Genomic DNA, 16,884 nt, shown 5'->3' with positions numbered 1-16,884 from the left:
TCGCGGGGACGGTTAGGTTGGGTTGATGCGCGACGTGGATTGTGTTGGGGCTTTGGTGACGGATGCGCGTGGGCGGGTCTATGTGCATCGGCGATCGGCGGACCGGCGGTTGTTCCCCGGACTGTGGGACGTCGTCGGCGGACACCTCGACGAGGGCGAGACCCCGGAGGAGGCGCTCGCTCGGGAGGTCGAGGAGGAGACGGGGTGGACAGTCCGCGAGATTTTGACGCCCGTCGCGGACTGGGAGTGGGAGTGGGAAGGTCGGGTACGGCGTGAGCTCGACTACCTGATCGCGGTGGACGGGGACCTGAGCCGGCCGCGGTTGGAAGAGGGGAAGCACGACGCGTCGGCCTGGATCGGGGTGGACAACCTGGACCTGCTGATGGTCGGGCGGACCGATGGGGACCGGCGACTGCGGGACATCGTGGCGCACGTCGTACGGATGCGGTTGACCGAGCGGTTGCGGCTCGAGCCGGTCAGTGGACCGGGTGCGGTCCTGAGCGGACATGAAGCGGACCTGGTCCGGATCTTCGCGGACCCGTGGGTGTCGCGCTGGTACGGCGGGGAGTGGTCACCCGAGGTGGCTGCGGAGCGAGCGGCCGAGATGGGAGCCGCTTGGGAACGCGACTCGGTGAGCAAGTGGATCGCATACGAGCGAACCGGTGGAGCCTTGGCCGGGCGGGGTGGGTTGTCCCGGATGGCGGTGGGATCGCCGGTGGCCGTGGCGATCGAGGGGTTGGTCGGCGCCGAGTGGGCCGTCGACCGGCTGGAGCTGGGGTGGGCGCTGGTCGAGTCGGCGCGCGGGCGCGGGCTGGCGACCGAGATCGGGCGGGCCGGACTGGACTTCGCCTTCGCAACGCTGCAGGCACAGGCAGTGATCGCGTTCACCGAGCGTCATAACCTGGCGTCCCGAGCGGTGATGGAGCGGCTCGGCATGACGCTCGCGGGTGAGATCACCGCGGAGGGCTGGGTGGACGGCGTACCGGAGGTGCAGTCAGACGCACCGTTCGCTGTGTACGTCGCGACGACATGACAGAGGCTCCGCTGTGTGACCGCCCAGGCGCGGCGGTCCCACAGCGGAGCCGGCCACCTCGGGGGGTGGTTCCTGGTGAGGTGTCAGGAACCACCAGTGGTGTCCTACCGCCCAGGACACCCGACCCCGGACTGGCCCGAGGTGTCGGCCAGGAGGTGGTGGTTGGAACGGCTGGGCGGCGGCGATACAGGGACTCAACCGCCAAGCCCAGCCGGGCTTTGGGCGGTGCGGTCCGGGGCTGAGGAGTGCCCCGGACCGCACCTGGGTTTCGTTCGGAACTGAGGAGGGTCCCGAACCTTCCAGAAAAGCTGAACCCTGAACGTGAGGAGACTCCAGGGTGCAGCTGACCGAGCCTGAGGAGGGCCCGGAAGCTTAAGTGATCGTTTGAATCAGGTCGTGCTGTCGAGCGGGCCGAGCACGTCGTTGGTGACCTTGAGGCCGGCGAAACGACGCCGCATCGCCTGCTCGTAGCGGGCGGCGAGAGACGCTTCCGCGACGTATTGGGCGATCACATGCTCGCCGAACCAGACCCGAACCCGGCGACGATGCTGTCGCGCCGTCATTTCCGCGATGCTCACTGCCTCTCACCCCGTAACTCTCAGCCCTTGCAACCAGTTGGACTTACTGGTTGTCATGGCAGTAATGGTGCACGAGCCCAACGTGACCGCTCTAGGACCTGAAGAGGACCTTTACCGGACCTCTCAAGGACCTCTGACGGACATCTGGAGGACAGCACCTTGTCGTGGGGCATTAGTCGAGACAACGTCTGTTCTGACGTGAACGGGAGGAACGATGGCGGCGAGGTTGGCGCCTAAGACGGTCCTGGCGCATTTGATCCAGCGCCGGAACCAGACCTACTCCGAGATCGTCGCCGAGTTCGTCGAGCTGGGTGGAACCATCACCGAGCGGCACCTGCGGCGCCTCGCATCCGGCGAGCGGGCAGGAACCACTCCACAGACCCGGCGCACCCTGCAGCGCATGTTCGGAAAGCCGGTCGAGGAGCTCCTCGCGCCGTACGTCCCCGAGCAGGCGGTCCCGCAGCACCACGCGGGGCAGCAGATGGTGCCGGCGGCTGCCACGGGTGGGCGGATCACGACAGGTAACGAGATGGAGGTTCTCGACATGGCTGCCAGCCGAGCGAGGGCATTTGCCCTTGCGGCCCAGTCCGGTCTCGGAAGCGAGGCCATGGAACAGGTCTACGACGACGTTCGCCACGTCGCAAAGGCCTACCCGCAGCGCCCACTGCCAGAGATCCTCGGCCAACTGGTCGAGACACAGGACCTGGTCTTCGCACTGCTGGAGAGCCGGCAACGCCCGGAACACCTGCGGCAGCTCTACTTCCTCGGCGGCGTGACCGGTGGTCTGCTCGCCAAGGCCTCCCACGACCTCGGCAACCCGCACGCGGCGCTCACCCAGGCCCGGACGGCGTTCCTGTGCGCCGACAACGCCGACCACCACGGACTGCGTGCCTGGGTGCGCGGTCTGCAGTCCCTGGTCTCGTACTGGGCCGGCAACCCGCACGACTCGGTCCGCTACGCCCAGCTGGGCGCCGGCTACGCCGAGCAGGCCAACAGCACCACCAGCGTCTGGCTGCCGGTCAGCGAGGCCCGTGCCTGGGCCGCGCTGGGCAACCCCGAGGCGACCAGGGCCGCGCTCGAGCGCGCCGAGGACGCCTGGGACAACGTGCAGAACGACGACCTCGACGAGATGGGCGGCCTGTGCACCTTCGGGCGTAACCGCCAGCTGTACTACGCGGCCGACGCGCTGGCCTGGCTTCCGGGCGAGGGTGAGCAGGCCGAGCGGTACTCACGGCAGGCCGTCGACGCCTACGCCGACCAGAACCACCCGGAGTGGGCCTTCGGCGACGCCGCCGGCAGCCACGCCGCGATGGCGATCAGCCGGATCGCGACGGGTGAGCTGGACGGTGCGGCGGACGCGATCGCTCCGGTGCTGGAGCTGCCGACCGAGCGCCGGATCAACGGTGTCGTGCATTCGGCCCGCCGGGTTCACTCCGCGCTGCGGCAGTCCGGTCGCGCAGATGACGCCCGCGAGTTGCAAGAAGAGATCGAGACGTTCACCCGCACACCCATGCAGACCCTCAATCGCTGACCCCGGCTGCTCCGACAATCGCCCCATGGAGCCTCTCAAGGGTGAGCGGACGGTGCTGCGCGAGTTCCGCGAGACCGATATCGACGACTACCTGGCCATCACCGGTGACGATCGGGTCACCGACTGGATGGCGTTCGACAGTTATGACCGGGCCAAAGCGGCCGGGGTGCTGGCCGGCATCCTCGAACGCTCGGCCCGGACGGACCGACCCGATTACATGCTCGCCGTCACCCGCCGGGACGACGACCACGTGATCGGTTTCGCCCGGATCGCTCCCGGCACTCCGGCGAGCGGTCCCTGGTCGGCCAAGCTCGGGTACGCCGTCCATGCCGACCACTGGGGTCACGGGTATGCGACGGACGCCGCCAAGGTGATGCTGCGGTTCGCGTTCGAAACCCTCCACGTGCACCGGGTGACGGCGGCGATCGGCCCGGAGAACGCGGCCTCGATCGCCGTGGTGAAGCGGATCGGATTCAGCTACGAAGGTCACTTGCGTGACCATGTGTTCACCAACGGTGCCTGGCGGGATTCCTTGCTCTACTCGATTCTCGAGGATGAGTACGCCGATCGTTCATCCGCGCGTCATCTGGCGCCTTGACGGCATTTTGTCCGGACCTGCAGGGTGACGCTCATGCAGCAGTTACCTCCGTGGGCGGACCCTGACGTACCCGAAGCGACTCTCGATCCGCAGGGAGTGTCGCGCCGGAATCTGATCCGGGGCGCCGGTCTGCTCGGCGCGGCCTTCACCGTGACCGCGGCCGGAGCAGCGCAAGCGGCGGCCACCACCACCCCGTCGTACCAGGCCGGTAGTGACCCGGAGCTGGTCTGGCTGGTCGGCGACCACCATGTGCACAGCCGCTACAGCCACGACGCGAAGTACGACTTCACGCAGCTGGCGCAGCGCGGTGCGCAGTTCGGACTGGACTGGATGGCGTTCACCGAGCACAGCAACTTCGGCCACGCCGACAAGGGCGCTGCGGCCGAGAACGCCGAGGTCCTGAAGGCGCGGGCCGAGAACCCGCGGATGCTGATCTTCCAGGGCCTGGAGTGGTACATCCCGGCGGCTGAGCACGGGACTGTCCTGGTTGCACCGGGCGCGAACAACGTGGCGCTGCTGCAGCAGTTCGAGCGTGAGTACGACGGGAAGCTCACGAGCCGTTCGGCGGACACTCCGGACAACGAGCAGCACGCGATCAAGGGTCTGCAGTGGCTGGCGGCTCAGAAGCGCAGTGGGTTCGTCGACGACGTACTGGTGCTCGCGAACCACCCGCTGCGGCTGGGTATCGACTCCCCGCACGAGATCCGCGCCTGGCGCGACACTGGCGTCTGCATCGGCATGGAGGGCGCCCCGGGCTCGCAGGGCGACGCGGAGCCGGCGTGGGTGAAGTTCCGTGGCGCGACCAACGCTCAGCGCGGCGAGTACGTGAACAACCCCGGCACTGGGAGCTTCCCGGGCTTCCCTGCTGATGCCTATCGCACGTACGGCGGCTTCGACTGGGCCACCGCGACGGTCGGCGGACTGTGGGACAGCATGCTCGCCGAGGGCAAGCTGTTCTCGATCACCTCGAACAGCGACAACCACCGGACCATCTGGGACACCTGGACCGACGGCGTGTTCCCACCCGGGCAGAACTTCGACAGCCTCGGCTGGAAGCCCTCACCGACCAACACCGACACCCCGCAGGCCGGGAGCGACTTCTGGCCGGGACAGTTCAGCCGGACCCACGTGGGCGTTGCCACCTACGGCTACCTTGAGGTGATGGCCGCTCTGCGCGCCGGGCGGGTCTGGGTCGACCACGGTCAGCTGGTCGACGGAATCGACGTACGGGTGGCTCCTGCTGGTTCACGTCAGCGTGGTGTGACGCTTGGCGGACGTCTGCGCGTACGGCGTCATGAGCGGCTCGAACTGCGGATCACCGTGACCAGCGCGACCCGGCCGAACTTCCACGGCGTGCTGCCGCGGCTGGCGCATGTGGACGTCATCCGCGGTGCGGTGACCGGTCCCACCGCCACCCGGGACAGCTGGAAGGCACCCGACACCAGAGTGGTCGAGCAGGTCGACGTACATCGCCGTACCGGCACTTATGACCTGCGCATCCCGCTGGGGCGGGCCGAGCAGTCGCACTACGTCCGCGTGCGCGGCAGCGACGGCAACCGGCACGGCGCCGGGTACCTGGGCCGCAGCATCGACCCGGCCGGTCCGATCCAGCACCCGACGAACGACGGCGACCCGTGGCTCGACACCTGGCTGTACACGAACCCGATCTTCGTTGACGTTGTTTAGCTTGGAGTGGTGGGCAGACTGGTCGTATGAGAGACCAGCTGGCTCGGATGATCCTGACGAAGGTGGCTGGGCCGGACCCACAGGCTGAGCGCGACCGGGTGCACAACACGCCCGGTCCGCGCTGGTTCGAACCTGGGAGCCCGATTCAGCGGGTGCACGGGGATGCGTCGATGTTCGCGGGCGGTCTGCGCGCGCTGCTGCTGCAGTCGCTGCATCCGCTCGCGATGGCGGCCGTCTCGGCGCACTCGGGGTACCGGGGTGATCCGTGGGGGCGGTTGCATCGGACCAGCTACTTCCTCGCGATCACGACGTACGGCGCGATCCCGGCCGCCGAGGAGGCGATCGCGCGGGTGCAGTCGGTGCATGAGCGCGTCCGCGGCGCGAACTACCGAGCCTCCGACCCACATCTCCTCAAGTGGGTGCACGTCGCCGAGGTCGACAGCTTCCTCACCGCACACCAGACGTACGGTGCTCACCCGCTCGACGCCGCCGACCAGGACCGGTACGTCGAAGAGACCGCACTGGTGGCCGGCAAGCTCGGAGTGATCGACCCGCCGACCACTGTGGCCGAGCTGCGGCAGACGCTCGCCGAGTACCGGCCGGAGCTGCGCGGCACGACCGAGGCTCGACAGGCTGCGCGCTTCATCCTCGTGCACCCGCCAGTCCCTTGGGCCGCGCGCCCGGCGTACGGCGTACTGACTGCTGCCGCGGTCGGACTGCTGCCGTGGTGGGCGCGCTGGCCGCTGCGCCTGCCCTACTTCCCTTTGACAGAACAAACTCTGGTCCGGGCCGCTGGTGATGGCCTGACCCGGACAATCCGCTGGGCGCTGACGTCACCGATGTGGGAAGAAGCCGACAGATCGGCTTAGCCGCCGGTAGGTTGTTCTCGTGCCGCTGCGTCCACACCGTCCCCTCCCGTTGGCTACGCCGGCGGGAGTTGAGGTGCTGACCAGAATTCTGACCCAGGGTCCGATCCCGCGGGTGGAGATCGCGCGGCGGACCGGCCTGTCGCAGGCCGCGGTCACCAAGGCGGTCGCACCGCTGATCGAGGCCGGGTTCGTCACCGACCAGGCGGCCGCGCCGGTCGAGGCGGACGGTCAACTCGGCAGCCTGGGCCAGATCGGGATCGGGCGACCGGTGAGCCCGCTGACCGTCGTGCCGCGCAGCGTCTCGGTGATCGGCCTGAAGGTGACGCCGACCGATCTCATCGGCGTGACCACCGACTTCACCGCCGGAATCCGGAACGTCTCGCACCGGCACCTGGACAGCACCGACCCGCAGGCCGTGATCGAGCAGCTGACCGAGCTGGCGAAGGAACTGATCGGCGCCCTCAAGGCCGGTACCGACGTGGTCGGCCAGGTGATCGGCGTCGGAGTGTCCGTGTCGGGTGATGTCGACGAGCGGCACGGCGTCGTCCGCGACTCGCCGTTCATGGGCTGGCGTGAGGTACCGGTGGCCGAGCTGCTCGGGCGGAAGCTCAAACTTCCGATCGTCGTGACGAACGACGTCCGCGCGCTGACCGTGGCCGAGCACTGGTTCGGGGTCGGCGTGGATGCGGACTCGTTCGCGGTCGTGACGATCGGCTCCGGGATCGGCTGCGGGCTCTACATCAACGGCGAGGTCGTCTCCGGCGCGTACGGCGTCTCTGGCGAGCTCGGCCATCTGCCACTGGCTCCCGGCGACCTGGTCTGCACCTGCGGCCGGCGCGGGTGTGTCGAGACCGTGGCGTCGTCGGACGCGATCCTGAACCGGATCCGGGAGACGACCAAGCAGCCGAAGCTGGACCTGGCCGGAGCCGTCAAGCTCGCGCACGAGGGCGACGAGCACGCCCGCGAGGCGTTCGACCGGGCCGGTGAGGTGATCGGCTCGGCGCTCGCCGCGATGGTGAACCTGGTCGGCCCGGAGCTCGTGGTGATCGCGGGCGAGGGCGTGGCCGAGTACGACCTGTACGAGGACCGGATGCGCCAGGCCTTCGGCGAGCACGCCTTCGGTGCCGCCGGTGACTGCCGCCTGATGCTGCGGTCGCACACCTTCGACAACTGGGCCCGCGGCGCCGCCGCCACCGTCATCCGCACCTACGTCCGCGGTGAGCCACCCCTGCAACGGTGAGCCCCGGCCAGCAGTGGTGGCAGGAGACACCAACTCCCGGCCGGAGACCTGTGGCAACAGGGCTCCGGCCATCACTTCCTGTCTCGCGCCACCAGTGGTGGCGCGAGCGTGGTCAGGTGCGGGCTACGGCGAGGATCTTGCGCCAGACCTTCTTGTACGCCTCGAGGCCGTCGGGGGCCAGGGGGCCGTCGGGGCCGGCGGTGATCGAGACGCGCTCGGGGATGGATCCCCAGACCGGGATGCCCTCCTTGGCGTACTGCTCGATCAGCTCCTGGTAGGCGCGGGTGTAGGTCCGCGCCGAGCAGATGACCACGCCGGCCGGGACGTCGTCCGGAACCAGCTCGAGCACCGCCTTCACCCGGGGCGTCTCGACGCCGCCGACGCGGGTCGGGATGACCACGATCCGGGCCCGCTCGAGTGCCTTGTTCAGCAGCCGCTCGTGGGACGGCGGCATGTCGACGATACCGATCCCCTCCGGCGGTACCTTGTCCAGCGCCTTGGTCAGCAGCCGCTCCGTCGGCGCCTCGACAATCTCGATCCGGTTCAGGTTCGCGTCGTCCGAGGCATCGATCCAGTCGGCAGCGCTGCCTTGTGGATCCGCGTCGACGAGAGTGGCTGTGCGACGGTTGGAAGATGCCAGCGCGGCCAAGTACACCGACGTGGTTGTCTTCCCGACCCCGCCCTTCAGTGCAGCTGTCACGATGATCATGGAACCGACGCTACCGTGTTTCGCCGAAAATCCGGCGTGTCGTCGGCGTTGCTCCGTCAGCCCGTGATAATTGCCCACGGCCCCCATGAACAAGCTCAACCCAACTTCAACCTGTCAAGGGTTCACGACCGGTACGCCGGACGCCACGTCGTACTCGGCTGGCCAGACGTCACGAGGTGTGCTGAGCTGGTCACCGGTTAGCGTGATCGGGTGCAGCGGCAGGAGGCGTGGATGGGGACTCGGCGTGCGGTACTCGGAGCGATCGGACTCGGGATTCTGGTGACTGGATTCGATCCGGTACGACGGTCCTGGGCGACCGACGGCGGTAACGTCGACCCGCTCCCGCCCCTCGATGGACAGGTACTCCTGGACGCGCCGAGCCGTGAGGGCGTGTCGCAGGACGCCGGGCGGTACGTGCAGAAGGTCCCGCAGGCCGTGCTCGTGCCGGGGTCGGTGCGCGACATCCAGGCGATGATCCGGTACTGCGTGAAGAACCGGGTGCCGGTCGCCCCGCGTGGACTGGCCAACACCACCGACGGCCAAGGCTTGGTCAGCGGCTTGCTGATCGAGATGCGGGCGCTTCGCAAGGTTCACCGGATTGAAGCGGACCGCGCGGTCGTGGACGCCGGTGCCGACTGGCTGGAGCTGACGAACGCCGCCCACGCCAAGGGCCTCACCCCGCCCGCATTGACCGGCTTCCTCGGACTCACCTTCGGCGGCACGCTGTCGCTCGGTGGGATCCCGCCCGCGATCCAGTCCGGCGGCCAGGTCGACAGCGTGCTCGAACTCGAGGTCGTTACCGGCACGGGTGAGCTCAAGCGCTGCTCCAAGACCCAGGACCGCGAGCTGTTCGAGGCGGTCCTGGCCGGCCTCGGTCAGTACGCCATCATCACCAAGGCGACCGTCAAACTCGGCCCGACGCCCGCGAAGGTGCGCGGTCACGAACTCGCCTACACCAGCTCCAAGGACTTCTTCACGGACTTCAAGACCCTGATCAAGCGCGGCGAGATCAGCGAGATCTACGGCGACTGGTGGCGCCCGGGTGAACACGGCGAGGTCAGCCACCTGAACGCCTTCACGTTCCACTCCGTAGCGAAGCCCCCGAACGACGCCCAGATCCTCCGCGGCCTGACCAAGTCCCCGGCCGACGCGGTAGTCAGCGCGAACGACTTCCTCCCGCACGTCACCCGGATCGACGCCGCCGTCGAGCAACTCCGCGAAGCCCTCGACTGGGATCACCTGGCCAAGCCCTGGATGACCCTCTGGCTCCCCGAGAAATCCGTCGAGCAGTACGTCACCGAAGTGGTCACCAAGCTGACCCCGTCAGACGTCGGGGCCGGCGGATTCGTGCTGCTCTACGCCCACCGCCGTACCAAACTGACCCGCCCGTCCCTACGCCTCCCGGCACCCGACGGCAGCGACTGGGTCTACCTGTTCACCCTAATGACAGCCGGCGCAGCCGGAGCCGGGCCCGAGTTCGCCGCGGAGATGCTCAAGCGCAACCGCCGCCTCTTCGACCGAGCCCGCGCCCTTGGCGCCACCCGCTACCCCATCGAGTCGACCCCCTTCACCACACCCGACTGGCAACACCACTACGGCAACCGCTGGCCCCTCCTACAAAAGCTCAAACGCCAACACGACCCCGCCGGCATCCTCACCCCCGGTCCGGGGATGTTCTAACCAGTTGGCGGACCTGACTGCGTCGCGAAGGACATGAGGCGGGGTGCCTCCCGCGGTCCATCACGTGCACCGACTGGAGCAACACCCAGACACCGGCGACATCCACGGCCGCATTTACACGCTTTGCGTGGAGTTACTGCCACAGAGCGGCAGTAATCTTCCGCAAAGTGGCCACAACCGCGACGAAGGAGCGGGGCGGGTGGGGCGCACGGGCGTGTCCCGGAGTGTGGGGGCTCGCCACGTGCACCCCAAGCAATGCGCCCGGGGCGAGGGGTGATTGCCTCGCCCTGGGTTTGGGGTTACTTGCCGAGCCAGGTGTTTACTTTGGACTGGTTGTCTTTGACCCATTTCTCGGCGGCGGCGTCGGGGGTCAGTTTGTCGACGGCGATCATGCGGGCGACGGCGTTCTGGTCTTCGTTGGTCCACTGGAAGTTCTTGACCAGGTCGTACGCCGGTCCGCCGGCGTCGGCGAACTTCTTCGAGACGATCTTGTCCAGGTCGTACGGCGGGTAGTCGCAGGCGATCTTGGCCGGGTCGGCGTCGCAGCCGGCCTTGTAGGCGGGGAGGTTGATCTTCACGAGCTTGAGCTCGTTGAAGAACCACTGCGGCTCGTAGAAGTAGGCGAGCAGCGGCTTCTTGGTCTTCTCGGCGTCGCGGAAGGCCTGGATCAGGGCGGTCTCGCTGCCGCTCTGGACGACCTTGTAGTTCAGACCAAGGTTCTTGACCAGCGCCTCGTCATACGTCACGTACGACGGGTCGCCGTCGAGCAGTTGGCCCTTGCCGCCGGACTCCGAGGTCTTGAACAGTTCGGCGTACTTGTTCAGGTTCTTCGAGTCGGTGATGTCGGGGTACTTGGCGGCCATCCACGGCGGGATGTACCAGCCGATCACGCCTTTGACGCCGGTGGAACCGGCTTCGACCGCGACCTTGTCGGTCTCGATGTACTTCTTCTTCAGGTCCTCGTGGCCCCAGTTCTCCAGGTTCACGTCGACCTCGCCGGTGCCGAAGCCCTGCCAGGCGATCTCTTCCTTGAGGTTCTTCTTGACCACCTTGCAGCCGAGGTCCTTGGTGGCGACGTAGGCGACGACGGCCGCGTTCGCCTCGTAGCCGACCCAGGGGCTGACCGTCAGGTTGAAGCTGCCGCACTCCTTCCCACCGGCGGCCGGCTTCTGCTCGTCACCGACCTTCGCTCCGCCGCAGCCGGCCAGGGCCAGTGCTGCGGCGGTCAGACCGATCGCCCACTGCACGGCGGCGTACCGGAGTTTCTTCACTGCTTGTCTCCTTTTCCATGCGGCCGGGGGGCCGCGGCTTGCGTGATGCGGTCGAGCAGGACTCCGAGCAGGACGATCGCCAGTCCGGCGGCCAGGCCCTTGCCGTACAGCTCGCTCTGCGCGAAGCCGGCCGCGACGTCGTACCCGAGGGCGCCGGCGCCGACCAGGCCGCCGACGACGACCATCGCGAGAACGTAGATCAGGCCCTGGTTGACGGCGAGCGTGATCGCGCGGCGGGCGACCGGCAGTTGCACCTTGCTGATCACCTGCCAACTGCTGGAGCCGACCGAGTTGGCTGCCTCGACGGTCGCGAGCGGGACCGCTTTGATGCCGTCGGCAACGATCTTGGTGGTCACCGGTACGGCGTACACGACGGCGGCCGCGATCGCGGTGAACCGGCTGGTGCCGAACAGCGCCAGGAACGGGACCAGGTACACGAACGGCGGCATCGTCTGCCCGGCGTCGAGGATCGGCCGGATGACCAGGTCGACCCGGCGGTTGCGGCCGGCCCAGACGCCGAGCGCGAGCCCGACGGCGACGACCACCACCGTGGCGAGCAGCGTCGAGGCCAGCGTGATCATGCTGTCCTGCCAGACCCCGGTCGCGACCAGCAGCCCGATGCACACAACAGCCGGTACGGCGGCCTTCCAGCGACCGAGGATCGCGGCCAGCGCCACCACGAACGCGCCGACGAGCCACCACGGCGAGCCGGTCAGCAGCGCCTCGAGCGGGTTCAACACACCCTTGGTGACCGCGTCGCGCACGCCGTACGTGAAACCGCCGAAGACGTCCTGCACCCAGGTGGTCACATCGGCAGCGATCACAGCGATCCGCGAACCGATGCCGACCTCTGACGGGAACTCGGCCGCCCACACGTAGGTCCGCGAGAACCAGACCGCGACCAGTACGCCGATCGCTCCCGCGCCGAGCAGGACCTTCCGGCGTACCGATGCTGTTCGCCAGGGGCGGTCACCGGCCGCGGTCGTCACGCGGTCGAGGACGATCGCGATCACCACGATCGCGAGACCGGCGTTGAACGCGACGCCGACGTCGAGCGTCTGTAGCGCCTTCAGCACGGTCTGGCCGAGGCCGGGTGCATCGATCAGGGCGGCGACGGTGACCATCGAGAGCGCGGCCATGATCGTCTGGTTGATCCCGACGACGACCGTACTGCGGGACATCGGCAGCAGTACCTTGGTCAGGGTCTGACCGCGGGTCGAGCCGAGTGAACGCGAGGCCTCGACGCTCTCCGGCGGTACCGAGCGGATCGCGTGCGCGGTGAGCCGGACAGCCGGTGGTGCCGCGTAGATCAGCGTCGCGATCGTGGCTGCGGCCGGGCCGATCGCGAAGAACAGGGTGAGCGGCGCGAGGTAGACGAACGTCGGCAGCGTCTGCATCAGGTCGAGGACGAGCGTCGCGACCTTGAAGGCACGGTTCGACAGACCGGCCCAGATGCCGAGCGGGATCGCGATGAGCAGCGACAGCAGGACGGCCGCGATGGTCAGGGCGAGCGTGTCCATGCTCTCCTGCCACAAACCCTGCAGGCCGACGAACGCAAGGCCGGCCGCGGTCAGCAGCGCGACCTTCCAGTTACCGAAGGCCCAGGCCAGGTACGCCGAGATCGCGACGACCCCGAGCCAGCCGACGACCGGTACCGGTCGGCCGAACGACGGCTGCGAGACCAGATCCTGCAGCAGCACGACGAGGTGGCCGACAGCGGTCCGGATCGCATCGAAGAAGACGTTGCCCTGGCCGACGAAGTCCCGGTTCTCGGTGAGCCAGCGGTGGAACCCGGTGGTCTCCTGGCCGCCGAGCGGCAGGGTGTCGATCCCGCTGAGCACGAAGTACGCGGCGACCCAGACAACGATGAGGACGCCGATGACCACGCTGCGCCGCGGACGACGTACCTCCACGTGGACGTCGCTCGTGATCGCTGCCATCAGTCGGTCGCGCGGTCGGACGGACGCGCGGACCAGTGTGAGTCGGCCGGGTCCGCGACCACCGCGAGGATCTCCTCGTCGCTGATCACCCCCAGCAGTTGCCCTCCGTCCACCACCTTCACCGGGCGATCGGCTTCGAGCACGAGCCGGGTTGCCTCGCGGACCAGGACGTCCGGGCCGAGCTCGGGTCCGTCCAAAGGCTCACCCGGCCGCGGATCCCGCGCGATCCAGCGCAGAGTCAGTACGTCGGCCCGCGGTACGTCGCGGACGAAGTCGCGCACGTAGTCGTCGGCCGGGGCGCCGACGAGCTCGTCGCCGGTACCGAGCTGGATCGCGGCGCCGTCGCGCATCAGCAGGATCCGGTCGCCGAGCTTGAGCGCCTCGGACAGGTCGTGGGTGACGAACACCATCGTCTTGCCGACCTCGCGGTGCAGGCGGACGACCTCGTTCTGCATCTCGCGGCGGATCAGCGGGTCGAGCGCGGAGAACGGCTCGTCGAAGAGCAGGACGTCGGGGTCGTTGGCGAGCGCGCGAGCCAGGCCGACGCGCTGCTGCATGCCGCCGGACAGCTGCTCCGGGTACTTGGCCTCGTTGCCGGCCAGGCCGACCAGGTCGATGACCTCCTGGGCCCGGCGACGGCGGTCGGGCTTGCTCTCGCCGCGGACCTCGAGACCGTACGAGACGTTGTCGATCACCTTGCGGTGCGGCAGCAGGCCGAAGTGCTGGAACACCATCGAGAACTTGCTCCGACGCAGCGCCCGCAACCGCTTCTCGTCGGCCGCGCGCAGATCCTCACCCTCGAAGATCAGGCTGCCCGCAGTCGGCTCGATCAGCCGGGTCAGGCAGCGGACCAGCGTGGACTTGCCCGAACCGGACAAGCCCATCACGACGAAGACCTCGCCGGGCGCCACGTTGAAGCTCAGGTCGCGGACGGCCGCCGTACAGCCGGTCTTCGCGGCCAACGCGGCGCGGTCGAGCGACGCCAGCTCCGGCCGGCGCGGGACGCGCTGCGCCTTCGGGCCGAACACCTTCCACAGGCCTTGGATCGACAACAGCGCGTTGTCGTCGTCGATCTCGGGATACTCGAGCTGAGCGGTCACGGGTCCCTCCCGAGATTTGTCGTGAACCGCGACTGTATCCAACGACCAGTCCCCGGGCGTCTTCCCGGGGTGTTTGTCTCGTCAGCTAGCCGGACACCTACGGCTGGTACGGCGGTGCTTCGCCCCAGCCCCAGTGGGGGACCGGCGCCTTCGGCGGTGGCGTGGCTCCGGGCTGCGAGTTGGCCAGCGCGATCCGGGTGCCCCACTCGACGTACGCGACGAACGCTGAGCGGAACTCCGGGTCGTCGGGGAGCCCGGCCGGATCCGCGCTCGCAGCGATGAGCGCCGCCCAACGAGACCGCTGCTCTTCGGTGAGCTGCAGGTTGATGTGGTGCGCCAGCATCGCGGGGTAGCCGCCGAGCTCTTCGGTGTACCGGTCGTGGCCGCGGAACACCTCACCAAGCCAGAGCGCCACGTGCTCGCGATGCTGATCGCTCATGTGCGCGAACACCGGTGCGAGGATCGGATCGTCGAGCACCCGGTCGTAGAACACCTCGGTCAGCCGTCGCAGCGCCTCATGCCCGCCGGCCCATTCATAGAGCGTAGGAGTAGTCACGTAATTATGTAATCACAGACCGAGGGCCAGGGCGATGGTCGAGCGGCTCAACTCACCGGCCCCGGACGCGGGACTGGGCCCGGCTAATAGTGCTTGGGTGCCGAACCGGTACGACGTTGAGCACGGTTCAGTCATTTGTGCGGCCTGCAGATGGTTGAGGGGTGCTCAAGGCGAATTGGCGCTGCGACGTTGAGCACGGTTCAGTCGTTTCGGCGGGTGTCAGATGGTCGATGGGTGCTCAAGGTGGCTCTGGGCCGATGACTTTGAGCCCCTCCGCGGGTTGAAGTTGTTGAGTTGGGAGCAGAGGAAATCAAACACAACAAACTGGTCAGGGCTACGTGAGCTTCAGGGCCGTGGCGATGGTGAGGTAGCGGGGGTCGAACGCGTCTGCCCAGAGGACGTTCTGGAGGACTCGGCCGGCGGTCCAGGCGAGCGCGCGGTCGCGATCGATGCCGGTGATGTCGACCATGAGGTCGAAGCGGTCGCGGATGGCCTGGTCGAGGTTGCCGGTCGCAACCAGGTCGTCCCAGCGGTTGTGCAGGGCCTGGAAGAGTTCGAACGCCGGGTCGCCGGCCAGGGGCTTCGGGTCGATGACCAGCCAGGGCTGGCGGCCGGAGGCGAGCACGTTGCCGTAGTGCAGGTCCCAGTGCAGGAGACGGTCGCCGGACTCGGGGATCAGCTCGCGGACCTGGTCGGCGTACCGATTGACGAGCCGCTGCTCGGCCGGGTCGTCGAGCTTGAGGTCGGCGGCCTCCTCGACCATCTCGGTGGCGATGTCCTCGAGCGTGCGGACCTCCGGAGGCGCCGGGACGACGATCAGGCGGGCCATCAGCTCGGCGAGGATGCGGGTGGCCTCGACGTGATCCGGTACGGCGTTCAGTGTCCGGCCGTGCAGGCGTTCGAGCAGCAGCGTGGAGGTCGCCTGGTCATCCTCGAGAACGGTGACCACGTCATTCGGGGACCAGGTGCGGAGCGCGAGCGCCTCAGCCTCGCTCTCCTCGTTTCGCGGCTGCAGCTTCAGCATCGCGGCTGTCCCGTCCCGGCGAACCACGGGGACGATCAGCGAGGCGGCGCCGTTCAGGAAGTCGCCGGATCGGGTGAGCTCCCAGCGGGCCAGGTACTCGTCGAGCTGCGTCGGCAACGCGGCGAGCCACTCCGGCGACTCGTCCTGGTGCGACTCGATCAGCTGCGCCGGAATCACGATCACGGTTGGCAGCGTAGGTGCTGCGATGGTGAGGTGCTCGGGAATTTCCGGACGCCCATCACCCACTAAGTGCCGACGAGAGGGTTCATCGGCAGGCAGTTGAGCGTGGCGGATCGGGTGCGGCGCGAGTTGGTGGGTGATGGCGGTCCGCCTGAGTAGGCTCACTCCGTGACTGAGGTGGAGCGCCGGCATCGGCGCGTGCAACGGCTCGTGGCACTCGTGTACGTCGGGATTCCCGTCGTACTGCTGGTGATCGTGGCGTGGGTGAGTTCGCGCGGGTCGGCGGCGGCCTGGATCGGGTGTGTGCTGCCGATCGCGATGCTCGGGCTGGGGTTGTACCTGCTGCCGAAGCATCGGTACCAGCCACGGTGGTGGGCCGGCGTCGGTGGGTTGTTCGGTGCGGCAGCCGGGCTGATCGCGACGCTCTTCCCGTTGGTGCTCGGGGTGTGGTGGCCCGCGGTTCTGTCCATCCCGGCGGCGATCTTCGGACTGCTGGTCGGGCTGCTGCTCGCTCGACGGGCGAACCTGGCGTTGCTCGTACCGGTCGTGCCCGAACTGGCGGAATCGCCGTACGAGCTGGTCTTCCGGCTGCGGGGCGCGCCGCTCGCGACGGTCCTGCTCGGGGCGGACGCGATCGAGATCCGCGGTACGCCGGCCGCGCGGAAGGAAGAGCAGTCGAGGAGTTATCCGTTGAGCGCGATCACCGGGACGTTCCCGGTCGACCTCAGCGGGTCGGAGCGGCTCAAGTTCCCGATCGCACTGACGGTTGTCGGGACGCCCGGACCGGCCGTGATCCTGCAGGCGTCGGGGGAGGACTGGGTGCTGCCGACGAACGAGGCGGCGATCCTGATCGAGCTGCTGGACCGCCGCCGTACCGCAAAAGCCTAGG

At 68.2% G+C, this 16,884-nt stretch carries 15 protein-coding genes; 8 read left to right on the top strand and 7 right to left on the bottom strand.

What is annotated here, in order from left to right:
• The first annotated feature begins 25 nt into the window (after positions 1 to 25).
• Positions 26 to 1,033 (top strand): GNAT family N-acetyltransferase, encoded by a 1,008-nt coding sequence (locus tag ACFVWG_RS17020; protein WP_391544225.1) that lies wholly within the window; start codon positions 26 to 28, stop codon positions 1,031 to 1,033.
• A 389-nt stretch (positions 1,034 to 1,422) separates the two neighbouring features.
• Here ACFVWG_RS17020 and ACFVWG_RS17015 read toward each other — a convergent pair whose 3' ends face one another.
• Positions 1,423 to 1,611 carry a hypothetical protein gene (locus ACFVWG_RS17015; RefSeq protein WP_391544386.1) on the bottom strand — a complete coding sequence of 63 codons (189 nt, stop codon included), beginning with the start codon at positions 1,609 to 1,611 and terminating at the stop codon, positions 1,423 to 1,425.
• Between the two features lie 214 nt (positions 1,612 to 1,825).
• On the opposite strand from ACFVWG_RS17015, the gene ACFVWG_RS17010 reads away from it, so the two are divergent.
• The 5 genes from ACFVWG_RS17010 to ACFVWG_RS16990 all read left to right on the top strand — a co-directional run bounded on the left by ACFVWG_RS17010 (position 1,826) and on the right by ACFVWG_RS16990 (position 7,535).
• A complete protein-coding gene (locus ACFVWG_RS17010) occupies positions 1,826 to 3,142 on the top strand; it encodes an XRE family transcriptional regulator (RefSeq protein WP_391544224.1) in 1,317 nt (438 codons plus the stop codon).
• A gap of 25 nt (positions 3,143 to 3,167) precedes the next feature.
• The gene (locus ACFVWG_RS17005; RefSeq protein WP_391544223.1) at positions 3,168 to 3,740 is read left to right on the top strand and encodes a GNAT family N-acetyltransferase; all 573 of its coding nucleotides are present in this window, start codon (positions 3,168 to 3,170) and stop codon (positions 3,738 to 3,740) included.
• A 33-nt stretch (positions 3,741 to 3,773) separates the two neighbouring features.
• Positions 3,774 to 5,426 (top strand): PHP domain-containing protein, encoded by a 1,653-nt coding sequence (locus ACFVWG_RS17000; RefSeq protein ID WP_391544222.1) that lies wholly within the window; start codon positions 3,774 to 3,776, stop codon positions 5,424 to 5,426.
• A 26-nt stretch (positions 5,427 to 5,452) separates the two neighbouring features.
• Positions 5,453 to 6,295, top strand: a complete 843-nt coding sequence (locus ACFVWG_RS16995) for an oxygenase MpaB family protein (protein ID WP_391544221.1) — start codon at positions 5,453 to 5,455, stop codon at positions 6,293 to 6,295.
• Positions 6,296 to 6,368: 73 nt separating this feature from the next.
• Entirely contained in the window at positions 6,369 to 7,535 is a 1,167-nt protein-coding gene (locus tag ACFVWG_RS16990) for an ROK family protein (protein WP_391544220.1), read from the top strand.
• Positions 7,536 to 7,647: 112 nt separating this feature from the next.
• On the opposite strand, the gene ACFVWG_RS16985 is transcribed toward ACFVWG_RS16990, so the two are convergent.
• Positions 7,648 to 8,244: a ParA family protein gene (locus ACFVWG_RS16985; protein WP_391544219.1), complete on the bottom strand. Its 597-nt coding sequence runs from the start codon at positions 8,242 to 8,244 to the stop codon at positions 7,648 to 7,650.
• A 210-nt stretch (positions 8,245 to 8,454) separates the two neighbouring features.
• Between ACFVWG_RS16985 and ACFVWG_RS16980 the strand changes: the two genes are divergently transcribed.
• Entirely contained in the window at positions 8,455 to 9,924 is a 1,470-nt protein-coding gene (locus ACFVWG_RS16980) for an FAD-binding protein (protein ID WP_391544218.1), read from the top strand.
• Between the two features lie 299 nt (positions 9,925 to 10,223).
• Here ACFVWG_RS16980 and ACFVWG_RS16975 read toward each other — a convergent pair whose 3' ends face one another.
• The 5 genes from ACFVWG_RS16975 to ACFVWG_RS16955 form a co-directional block, all read right to left on the bottom strand.
• Complete coding sequence (locus ACFVWG_RS16975) at positions 10,224 to 11,195, bottom strand: ABC transporter substrate-binding protein (protein ID WP_391544217.1); 972 nt, start codon at positions 11,193 to 11,195, stop codon at positions 10,224 to 10,226.
• Positions 11,192 to 13,135 carry an ABC transporter permease subunit gene (locus tag ACFVWG_RS16970; RefSeq protein ID WP_391544216.1) on the bottom strand — a complete coding sequence of 648 codons (1,944 nt, stop codon included), beginning with the start codon at positions 13,133 to 13,135 and terminating at the stop codon, positions 11,192 to 11,194. The genes ACFVWG_RS16975 and ACFVWG_RS16970 overlap by 4 nt, the downstream gene beginning before the upstream one ends.
• A complete protein-coding gene (locus ACFVWG_RS16965; RefSeq protein WP_391544215.1) occupies positions 13,135 to 14,235 on the bottom strand; it encodes a glycine betaine/L-proline ABC transporter ATP-binding protein in 1,101 nt (366 codons plus the stop codon). Before ACFVWG_RS16965 ends, ACFVWG_RS16970 begins: the two co-directional genes overlap by 1 nt.
• Before the next feature lie 97 nt (positions 14,236 to 14,332).
• Entirely contained in the window at positions 14,333 to 14,791 is a 459-nt protein-coding gene (locus ACFVWG_RS16960) for a group II truncated hemoglobin (RefSeq protein ID WP_391544214.1), read from the bottom strand.
• 334 nt (positions 14,792 to 15,125) lie between these two features.
• A complete protein-coding gene (locus ACFVWG_RS16955) occupies positions 15,126 to 16,022 on the bottom strand; it encodes an aminoglycoside phosphotransferase family protein (RefSeq protein ID WP_391544385.1) in 897 nt (298 codons plus the stop codon).
• Between the two features lie 141 nt (positions 16,023 to 16,163).
• Here ACFVWG_RS16955 and ACFVWG_RS16950 point away from each other — a divergent pair, with 141 nt between their 5' ends.
• Positions 16,164 to 16,883: a hypothetical protein gene (locus tag ACFVWG_RS16950; protein ID WP_391544213.1), complete on the top strand. Its 720-nt coding sequence runs from the start codon at positions 16,164 to 16,166 to the stop codon at positions 16,881 to 16,883.
• Position 16,884: the final 1 nt, after the last annotated feature.

This window comes from Kribbella sp. NPDC058245 (genome assembly GCF_042882005.1).
Taxonomy (GTDB): domain Bacteria; phylum Actinomycetota; class Actinomycetes; order Propionibacteriales; family Kribbellaceae; genus Kribbella.
This window is presented reverse-complemented; position numbering and strand designations above follow the sequence as displayed.

Coding starts and splice junctions, on each gene's coding strand:
- ACFVWG_RS17005 (WP_391544223.1), top strand. CDS start 3,168: ATGGAGCCTCTCAAGGGTGAGCGGACGGTGCTGCGCGAGTTCCGCGAG.
- ACFVWG_RS17010 (WP_391544224.1), top strand. CDS start 1,826: ATGGCGGCGAGGTTGGCGCCTAAGACGGTCCTGGCGCATTTGATCCAG.
- ACFVWG_RS17020 (WP_391544225.1), top strand. CDS start 26: ATGCGCGACGTGGATTGTGTTGGGGCTTTGGTGACGGATGCGCGTGGG.
- ACFVWG_RS17000 (WP_391544222.1), top strand. CDS start 3,774: ATGCAGCAGTTACCTCCGTGGGCGGACCCTGACGTACCCGAAGCGACT.
- ACFVWG_RS16970 (WP_391544216.1), bottom strand. CDS start 13,135: ATGGCAGCGATCACGAGCGACGTCCACGTGGAGGTACGTCGTCCGCGG.
- ACFVWG_RS16995 (WP_391544221.1), top strand. CDS start 5,453: ATGAGAGACCAGCTGGCTCGGATGATCCTGACGAAGGTGGCTGGGCCG.
- ACFVWG_RS16985 (WP_391544219.1), bottom strand. CDS start 8,244: ATGATCATCGTGACAGCTGCACTGAAGGGCGGGGTCGGGAAGACAACC.